Annotated in this window: 11 protein-coding genes; 1 reads left to right on the top strand and 10 read right to left on the bottom strand. The window is 70.8% G+C overall.

Annotation, left to right across the window (positions count from 1 at the left end):
* From RT051_RS14045 to RT051_RS14005, 9 genes are all read right to left on the bottom strand, one after another.
* Positions 1–462 (bottom strand): 1-(5-phosphoribosyl)-5-[(5-phosphoribosylamino)methylideneamino] imidazole-4-carboxamide isomerase (locus RT051_RS14045; RefSeq protein WP_313077605.1); only part of this gene is annotated, 462 nt, incomplete at its 3' end.
* A gap of 88 nt (positions 463–550) precedes the next feature.
* A complete protein-coding gene (gene hisH / locus RT051_RS14040; RefSeq protein WP_313077602.1) occupies positions 551–1,219 on the bottom strand; it encodes an imidazole glycerol phosphate synthase subunit HisH in 669 nt (222 codons plus the stop codon).
* A gap of 52 nt (positions 1,220–1,271) precedes the next feature.
* The gene (gene hisB / locus RT051_RS14035; protein WP_313077599.1) at positions 1,272–1,910 is read right to left on the bottom strand and encodes an imidazoleglycerol-phosphate dehydratase HisB; all 639 of its coding nucleotides are present in this window, start codon (positions 1,908–1,910) and stop codon (positions 1,272–1,274) included.
* Complete coding sequence (locus tag RT051_RS14030) at positions 1,907–3,025, bottom strand: aminotransferase class I/II-fold pyridoxal phosphate-dependent enzyme (protein WP_313077597.1); 1,119 nt, start codon at positions 3,023–3,025, stop codon at positions 1,907–1,909. Before RT051_RS14030 ends, hisB begins: the two co-directional genes overlap by 4 nt.
* On the bottom strand, positions 3,022–3,471 hold the full coding sequence (locus RT051_RS14025) for a PIN domain-containing protein (protein WP_313077594.1): 450 nt from the start codon (positions 3,469–3,471) through the stop codon (positions 3,022–3,024). The genes RT051_RS14030 and RT051_RS14025 overlap by 4 nt, the downstream gene beginning before the upstream one ends.
* Positions 3,468–3,689, bottom strand: coding sequence for a CopG family transcriptional regulator (locus tag RT051_RS14020; protein WP_313077592.1), 222 nt, complete (start codon positions 3,687–3,689; stop codon positions 3,468–3,470). Before RT051_RS14020 ends, RT051_RS14025 begins: the two co-directional genes overlap by 4 nt.
* Positions 3,690–3,763: 74 nt before the next feature.
* Positions 3,764–4,012, bottom strand: a complete 249-nt coding sequence (locus tag RT051_RS14015; protein ID WP_313077589.1) for a BrnA antitoxin family protein — start codon at positions 4,010–4,012, stop codon at positions 3,764–3,766.
* Positions 3,996–4,277 (bottom strand): BrnT family toxin, encoded by a 282-nt coding sequence (locus RT051_RS14010; RefSeq protein WP_313077587.1) that lies wholly within the window; start codon positions 4,275–4,277, stop codon positions 3,996–3,998. Before RT051_RS14010 ends, RT051_RS14015 begins: the two co-directional genes overlap by 17 nt.
* Before the next feature lie 85 nt (positions 4,278–4,362).
* Complete coding sequence (locus RT051_RS14005; protein WP_313077584.1) at positions 4,363–5,952, bottom strand: PLP-dependent aminotransferase family protein; 1,590 nt, start codon at positions 5,950–5,952, stop codon at positions 4,363–4,365.
* A 152-nt stretch (positions 5,953–6,104) separates the two neighbouring features.
* Here RT051_RS14005 and RT051_RS14000 point away from each other — a divergent pair, with 152 nt between their 5' ends.
* Positions 6,105–6,449 carry a DUF2917 domain-containing protein gene (locus tag RT051_RS14000; protein WP_313077581.1) on the top strand — a complete coding sequence of 115 codons (345 nt, stop codon included), beginning with the start codon at positions 6,105–6,107 and terminating at the stop codon, positions 6,447–6,449.
* Here RT051_RS14000 and RT051_RS13995 read toward each other — a convergent pair.
* A partial coding sequence (locus RT051_RS13995; RefSeq protein WP_313077579.1) for a histidinol dehydrogenase occupies positions 6,439–6,984 on the bottom strand: 546 nt, incomplete at its 5' end. The two genes, RT051_RS14000 and RT051_RS13995, sit on opposite strands and share 11 nt — an antisense overlap.

Here is a 6,984-nt window from a genome sequence, read left to right as displayed (position 1 = left end):
CGCCAGGTCCACCACCTCGTGGCCGGTGAGCTTGCTCCAGCCGTCGGTGGCCACCTTGCCGTCCTTGGCATCGAGCCCGACGATGATGTGGCCGCCGAACGCGCTGCAGGCATCCTTCAGGAAGCCCGGGTTCTTCACCGCGGCCGTGCCGATGATGACGTAGGACAGGCCGGCGTCGATGTAGCGCTCGATGGTGTCCAGGTCGCGGATGCCGCCGCCCAGCTGCACGGGGATGTCATCGCCCACCTCGGCCAGGATGGACTTGATGGCCGCCTTGTTCTTGGGCTGGCCGGCGAAGGCGCCGTTCAGGTCCACCAGGTGCAGGCGGCGCGCGCCGGCATCGGCCCAGCGCCGTGCCATGGCGGCGGGGTCTTCGCCGAAGGTGGTCGATTGGTCCATGTCGCCTTGCTTGAGGCGAACGCAATGGCCGTCCTTGAGGTCGATGGCGGGGATGAGCAGCATGGTCTTGGGCGGTGCGATGGGGCTCTGGCGTGAAGCCAACGGGGTGGTTGCAACAGAACGCCGGCCGGTCCGTGGAAGGGGCGGAGCCTCAGGGGTTCCAGGAAAGGAAATTGCGGTAGAGCTGCAGGCCGTGCGCCGCGCTTTTCTCGGGGTGGAACTGCGTGGCAAAAATATTATCGCGTGCCACGGCCGCGGCAAAGGGCCCGCCGTAGTCGGCCTCGCCGGCCACGTGCGCCGGGTCCTCGGGGCGGGCGTAGTAGCTGTGCACGAAATAGAAGCTGCTGCCCTCGGGCACCCCCGCCCACAGCGGATGGGCGCGCCCGCCGTGGCGCGCCTGGCGCACGGCGTTCCAGCCCATCTGCGGCACCTTGTAGCGGCTGCCGTCGGGCTGCAGGCGGCCGGCCAGGTCGAACCGCAGCACCTCGCCCGGCACCAGGCCCAGGCCCGGCGTGTCGCCCTCGGCACTGTGCGACAGCAGCATCTGCATGCCCACGCACACGCCAAACAGCGGCTTGTGCGCCGCGGCCGCCAGCAACGCCTGCAGCAGGCCGCTGCTGTGCAGCTCGCGCATGCAGTCGGGCATGGCGCCCTGGCCGGGCAGCACCACGCGGTCGGCGGCGGCCACCTCCTCGGGGCGGGCGGTGATTTGCACCGTGCAGCCGGTGCCGGCGGCCGCGGCCTGCACGGCCTGGGCAACCGAGCGCAGGTTGCCCATTCCGTAGTCCACCACGGCCACCGTGTTTGCTCTGTTGTTCATAGCTATAGGCCTAGGCTGCACAAGGGCTGAAAGCCCTTTTTACCCGAATTTTTCAGAGGGCGCCCTTGGTCGAGGGGATGGTGCCTGCCATGCGCGGATCGCGCTCCAGCGCCGCGCGCAGCGCCCGGGCAAAGGCCTTGAACACCGACTCGCACTGGTGGTGGGCATTGATGCCCTTCAGGTTGTCGATGTGCAGCGTGACCTGGGCGTGGTTGACGAAGCCCTGGAAGAACTCGTAAGTGAGCTGGGTGTCGAAGCCGCCGATGCTCGCCGCCGTGAACGGAATGTTCAGGTGCAGGCCGGGCCGGCCGGAGAAATCGACCACCACGCGCGACAGCGCCTCGTCCAGCGGCACGTAGGCATGGCCATAGCGGCGGATGCCCTTCTTGTCGCCCATGGCGCGGGCAAAGGCCTGGCCCAGCGTGATGCCCACGTCCTCGACCGTGTGGTGGCCGTCGATGTGCAGGTCGCCGTCGCAGTCCACGTCCATGTCGATCAGGCCATGGCGCGCGATCTGCTCGAGCATGTGGTCGAAGAAGCCGATGCCCGTGCCCAGGCGCGACTGGCCCGTGCCGTCGAGGTTGACGCGCACGCGGATGCGCGTCTCGGCCGTGTTGCGCGCGGCCTCGGCCGTGCGTTCGGCGCCGGGGTCGGCGGCAATGGCGGAAGGAACAAGTGCAGAAGAGGTCATAGCGAAGCAGAAAGCGCTGCCAGCATCCGGGCGTTGTCCTGGCTGCTGCCCACCGTGAGGCGCAGACACCGGGCCAGCAGCGGGTGCATTGTAGAAACGTTCTTGACGAGGACCTTGCGGTCCCGCATCCCCTGGAAGGTGCGGGCCGCGTCGGGCACGCGCACCAGCACCATGTTGGCCTGGCTGTCCCAGACCCGCTCCACGCCCGGCAGGGCGCGCAGCGCGCCTACCAGCGCCTCGCGCTGGTCGCGCAGTTCGGTCGCCTGGGCGGCGAATACCTCGGCGTGCTCCAGGGCGAACAGCGCCGCCTCGCAGTTGAGCACGCTCACGTTGTAGGGCGGGCGCACCTTGTCGATCTCGGCCACCAGCGCGGCCGGCCCGATCAGGTAGCCCAGGCGCACGCCGGCCAGGCCGAACTTGGACAGGGTGCGCATCAGCAGCACGTGGCCGTTGCGCCCGGGCTCGGCGCGCAGGTTCTCGATCCACGAGCGGCTGGCAAAGGGCTGGTAGGCCTCGTCCACCGCCACGATGCCGCCCACCGCCGCCGCGGCATCGACGATGCGCTGCACCGCCGCCTCATCCCACAGCGTGGCCGTGGGGTTGTTCGGGTAGGCGATGTAGGTGATGGCCGGGCGGTGCTCTTCGATGGCGGCCAGCATGGCGGCCTCGTCCAGCGCGAAGTCCTGGGTGAGCGGCACGCCCACGAAGTCCAGGCCCTGCAGCTGCGCGCTCAGGGCGTACATGACGAAGCCCGGCACCGGCGCCAGTACCACGCTGCGCTCGCCGCCGGGGGCGGGCTGGGCACAGGCCAGCGCCAGCAGCGTGATCAGCTCGTCCGAGCCGTTGCCCAGGATCAGGGCGCTGCCCTCGGGCGCGCCCGCGTGCCGCGCCAGGGCGGCTTTGAGGTCTTCCTGGCGCGCGCCGGGGTAGCGGTTGAGCGCCAGGGCGCCCAGGCGCTCGCCCAGGGCGGCCTGCAGCTCGGGCGGCAGGGGGAAGGGGTTCTCCATCGCGTCCATCTTCAGCAGACCGTCGGACGGGGCGACGTGGTAGGCCTGCATGGCGCGCACCTCGGGGCGGATGCGGGACAGGGCGCGTTCGAGCGTGGATTCGGTCATTCGTCAGCTTCCAGTGCGTGCGGGGCAATGGCGCGCGGGTCCACGACCCGCACGGCATCGAACTGCTGGCCATGCGCCAGCGTCTCGGTCAGCAGGTAGCGGCAGCCCTGCTGGTGGGCCGAGGAAACGATCAGCGCGTCCCAGTAGCCCAGGCCATAGCGGTCCTGCAGGCCCCAGGCGCCGTCCACGGTGTAGGCGTCCAGGTGCGGGGGCAGCCACACGCGCAGGCGCCGCACCTGCGCACGCGCCTGCTGCAGCACACGCGCGCCGGCAAAGCGCGTGCTGGCCTGGTGGTACAGCTCGTTGAGCACCTGCGAGCTGATGCGGCCGGTGCGCTGCTGCCAGCAGGCGGTCAGCCAGGCGCGCGCGGCCTGCTGCGCGGCGCGCTCGCTGCCGTCGGCGCTGCGCAGCAGCACACTGGTGTCCACGAAAACCAGCGCGCTCATCGCTCGTACTGCGCGGCGCGCGGCAAGGGCGGCTCGGCCCGGCCCCAGGATTCGAAAGCCAGCGCATCGCGCATGGCCTGCGCATAGGCATCCTCCTGGCGCATCCTCTCGGCCAGCCACTCGCCCACCAGGCGCGAGACGCTGGTGGCACGCCGTGCGGCCTCCACACGCACCCACTCGGCGGCGGCGTCATCCATGGTGATGGTGATGTTCTTCACGGCAAAAATGGTACACGAAGTTCGTGGGGCACAGGTTTCGTGGGTTCCCTGGCTGTGCGTCAGGCCGCCGACTTTCACTGCCCACGCTGCAAATCCGCCTCCAGCACCATCCGCACATAGCGGGCGTAGGGAATGCCCTTGGCCCTGGCCCGGGCGCGTATCGCGTCCATGAGGGCGACAGGCAGGCGCATGTTCAGGGCAGCCTCTTTCTTGGCCACCTCGAACCGCATCGGCTTGAACTGCTCGAAATCGAGGCCGGACAGATCCTGCTCCAGGAAGGCTTCGGCTTCGGCATCGGTCTTGAGTTCAGGTACTCGCTTCATAGTTGCTCGCCTCCTTCGCATGCATGTAACGGGCGCTGATCGGGCGGATGCGCCTGCCCCTGAAAGCGAAAGCCACGAATAGCGCGCGACCATCGACACGGCCTGCCGCGATGTGGCGGCTCTCGGCCGGCGTCGTGTGCTTCATGTCAGGTGCGATCCGGGCATGACCTTCCAGAAACATCCGCTCGATTTCCTCACGGCTCACGCCATGCTTTGCGCATTTCGGCCAGTTGCCGCCATCCCAGTCGAACCCTGCTATCTCCATGGCTGTGTCGTAGATTAATGTCTACACAAAAGTGATGCAAACTTTCCCCTTCTCGGGGTCGTGGTTCCCTTTGTGACGGGTTTGCCTAGCCGGCCTGGGGGAGCGGCGCATCCGCTCGGGGCGCCAACCCGATACCTCCCTGGGCTCGCTCAAGCGCACCCGTGCCGTCCCAGGACTGCGGTTCGCGGAACGGTGGTGTTCGGACCTCTTCCTCGGCCCGCTCCGCCGGCTGTTGCAGCAGCAGCCGGCCGGCGATCTGGCCCATGCGGCGCAGCGCCTGCAGGTGTTCGGCGCTCCAGCTGCCGCCCAGGCCCACGCGCAGGCAGTTGCGAAAGCGCCCGCTGGCACTGAACACCGTGCCGGGGGCCACCAGGATGCGCTCGGCCAGGCAGGCTTCATGCAGGCGCCGAGCCTCCAGCCCGCGCGGCAGCGCCAGCCACAGCAGCAGGCCGCCGGGCGGGTCACTCACGCGCGTGCCGCGCGGAAAGTGCGCGGCGATGGTCTCGCGCGCGGCCTGCACGCGCGCGGCTGCGCGCGCCCGCAGCTGGCGCATGGCGGCGGCGTGGCCGGGCTGGGTGATCAGGTCGGCCAGCGCCAGCTCCAGGATGGCCGACTGCCCGCCCGACTGCACGTCCTTGATGACCCGCACCGCCTCGCCGTAGCGGCCCGCCTCCACCCAGCCCAGGCGCAGCCCCGGCGCCAGCGTCTTGGAAAACGAGTCGCACAGCAGGACGTGCCCGCTCGTGTCCCAGGACTTGACGGTGCGGCGCATCTCGTCACTGTCCGACAGGTCGTTGTAGATCGCATCCTCGATCACCGCCACGTCGTGCTGGCGAGCCATGTGCGCCAGCCGCCGGCGCTCGGCCTGCGGCATGCAGGCGCCCAGCGGGTTGCTGAGCGTGGGCACCAGCAGCACGGCCTTCACAGGCTGCGTCTCCAGCGCCAGCTGCAGCGCATCCAGCGACAGGCCGTGGCGCGGGTGCGTGGGGATCTCCAGCGCGCGCAGGTGCAGGCCCTGCAGCACCTCCAGGAAGGAAAAATGCGTGGGCGACTCCAGCGCCACCACGTCGCCCGGGCGGGTCACGGCGCGCAGGCACAGGGCGATGCTGTCCATGCAGCCGCTGGTGACGATGACCTGGTCCGGGTCCAGCGTGCAGCCCAGGCCGGCCGCGTAGCGCGCCAGCGCCCGGCGCGCGTCCTCCTGCCCGGTCGCCGAGGGGTAGTTGCACAGGAGATGCCGGTGGCGCTGCACGGCCCGGGCGACGGCGCGGCGCACGCGCTCGGTGTCCAGCAGGTCCGGGCCGGGCGTGCCGCTGCTGAAGGAGACGAAGTCCGCCGGGTGCTCACGCCCCAGGATGCGCCGGCCCAGCCAGTCCACCGACACCTCGCGCGGGCGCTGGGGTCCGCGCGCCGCGCCGGTCTCGGGGCGCAGGCCCGGCACGGCCGCCGGGTGCGGCGCCACGAAGAACCCCGAGCGCGGCCGCGCCACGACCAGGCGCGCATCCTCCAGCCAGTGCAGCGCCTGCACCACCGTGGTGGGTGCCACGCCGTGCTGGCGCGCCAGCGCGCGCACCGAAGGCAGTTTCTCGCCACGCGCCAGCGTGCCGTTGCGCACCAGCTCGGCCCACTGGGCGGCGATCTGCTGGTACAGCGGTGGGTGATCAGTGCGTGCCATGCGCGCATTCTGAGGGCCCGGCCCCGTGCCCGGGCAGTACAGATGGCGGCGCCCGGGCCAGTACAGGGCAGCCCGGGCGGGGCGCTGTACTGCAGTTGCCAGCGCCCGCCTGTCGCTGGCGGCACGCGGGGCAGCCCGCCACAGTGGGCGCCATGAACTCCCTGACCTTGCTTCCCCGGTTTTCACCGCTGGCCTGGCTGCGGCGCAGCGCCCGCCCTGCCCCGCCGCGCTGGCGGGAACTGTCCCTGCCGGCGCGCCAGCCCGTGCACGTGGTCGAGGTGCCGCGCGGCGCCCGACTGCTGCTGCAGGGCCGCGGCGGGCGCGTCTGGCTGACCTGCGACGGCCGCCCGGACGACCTGTTCCTGGAGGCCGGCGCGCAGCTGGCGGTCACGGGGCCGGCGCGGTTGCGCCTGGGCGCCTATGGCGACGTTGATGCGCGCTTGCGCTGCGCGCAGGCCACGGGCAACGCGCAGGCCGTGAGGGGCTTCAGCCCTTGAGCCGCATCTCCGCCGCCCGCGCGTGCGCCTGCAGGCCCTCGCCGTGCGCCAGCACGCTGGCGATGCGGCCCAGGCTCTGCGCGCCCTGCTCGCTCACCTCGATCAGGCTGCTGCGCTTCTGGAAGTCATACACCCCCAGCGGCGAGGAAAACCGCGCCGTGCCGCTGGTGGGCAGCACGTGGTTGGGGCCGGCGCAATAGTCGCCCAGCGACTCGCTGGTGTAGGCGCCGAGGAAGATGGCGCCGGCGTGCCTGAGCAGCGGCTCCCAGCGGTGCGGCTCGCGGCTGGAGACCTCCAGGTGCTCGGGGGCGATGCGGTTGCTGATCTCGCAGGCTTCTTCCATGCTGCGCGTGTGGATCAGCGCGCCGCGGTCGGTGAGACTTCGGGCGATGATGGCCGCGCGCGGCATCTCGGGCAGCAGGCGGTCGATGGCGGCCTGGACCTGGTCGATATAGCCCGCGTCCGGGCACAGCAGGATGGACTGCGCCAGCTCGTCGTGCTCGGCCTGGCTGAACAGGTCCATCGCCACCCAGTC

The organism is Melaminivora sp. (assembly GCF_032059615.1).
In the GTDB taxonomy this organism is placed as follows: Bacteria; Pseudomonadota; Gammaproteobacteria; order Burkholderiales; family Burkholderiaceae_C; genus Melaminivora.
Note: the sequence above shows the minus strand (reverse complement) of the source record. Positions and strands in the feature narration are given on the sequence as shown.

What these genes read in the sequence shown, in the direction of transcription:
- hisH (WP_313077602.1), bottom strand. Translation starts at nt 1,219, where the DNA reads ATGAACAACAGAGCAAACACGGTGGCCGTGGTGGACTACGGAATGGGC.
- hisB (WP_313077599.1), bottom strand. Translation starts at nt 1,910, where the DNA reads ATGACCTCTTCTGCACTTGTTCCTTCCGCCATTGCCGCCGACCCCGGC.
- RT051_RS14030 (WP_313077597.1), bottom strand. Translation starts at nt 3,025, where the DNA reads ATGACCGAATCCACGCTCGAACGCGCCCTGTCCCGCATCCGCCCCGAG.
- RT051_RS14025 (WP_313077594.1), bottom strand. Translation starts at nt 3,471, where the DNA reads ATGAGCGCGCTGGTTTTCGTGGACACCAGTGTGCTGCTGCGCAGCGCC.
- RT051_RS14015 (WP_313077589.1), bottom strand. Translation starts at nt 4,012, where the DNA reads ATGAAGCGAGTACCTGAACTCAAGACCGATGCCGAAGCCGAAGCCTTC.
- RT051_RS14010 (WP_313077587.1), bottom strand. Translation starts at nt 4,277, where the DNA reads ATGGAGATAGCAGGGTTCGACTGGGATGGCGGCAACTGGCCGAAATGC.
- RT051_RS14005 (WP_313077584.1), bottom strand. Translation starts at nt 5,952, where the DNA reads ATGGCACGCACTGATCACCCACCGCTGTACCAGCAGATCGCCGCCCAG.
- RT051_RS14000 (WP_313077581.1), top strand. Translation starts at nt 6,105, where the DNA reads ATGAACTCCCTGACCTTGCTTCCCCGGTTTTCACCGCTGGCCTGGCTG.